General features: G+C 68.1%; 1 protein-coding gene. It reads left to right on the top strand.

Going from position 1 to position 743, the window contains the following annotated elements:
• Positions 1-743, top strand: a 743-nt coding sequence (locus AC08ON_RS17995; RefSeq protein ID WP_476617421.1) for a rhomboid family intramembrane serine protease, incomplete at both ends; no start/stop codon positions are given.

The following is a 743-nucleotide window of genomic DNA, read 5'->3' as shown; positions in this document are numbered from 1 at the left end:
CCCGGCGCCGCGATGATCCCGCACTGCTACCGTCATCCGGACCGGGAGACCTACGTCTCCTGCCAGCGCTGCGGCCGGCCGATCTGCCCCGACTGCATGCGCCCGGCGGCGGTCGGCTTCCACTGCCCGGAGGAGGGCGACCGCTCCACGCCGCAGCGCCGAACGCGGACCACACTCGGCGGCCCGGCTCAGGTCGCCCGGCAGGGGCTGGTCACCCAGATCCTCATCGGCCTGTGCGTCGCCGCCTACATCCTGCAGGGCGCGCCCGGGCTGACCGGCCGCGGCACCTTCAACCGCTTCACCGGCGACTTCGCCATGATCGGAATCCGGATCGCGGCGGACGACCAGTACTATCGGTTGCTGACCGCGGCCTTCCTGCACGCTGGCGTGCTCCACATCCTGTTCAATATGTACGCGCTGTACCTGCTCGGGTTTCAGCTCGAGGCGATCCTCGGGCGGGCTCGGTACCTCGCGCTGTTCGTGGCGGGGGCGCTCGGTGGGAACACCCTGAGTTACGTGCTCGGTGACGGGTTCACCGTGTCGGTCGGCGCGTCCACCGCGATCTTCGCGTTCTTTGCCGCCTACTACATCATCGCCCGCCGCCTGCGGGTGGACTCCCGGCAGATCCTCATCGTGCTCGGGATCAACCTCGCCATCACCTTCTCGTTCAGCAACATCGACAAATGGGGGCATCTCGGTGGGCTGGCTGTCGGTGCCGTCATCGGTCTGATCTACGCCTACGT

This window comes from Frankia sp. CoWAU3 (assembly GCF_977971855.1).
This window is presented reverse-complemented; position numbering and strand designations above follow the sequence as displayed.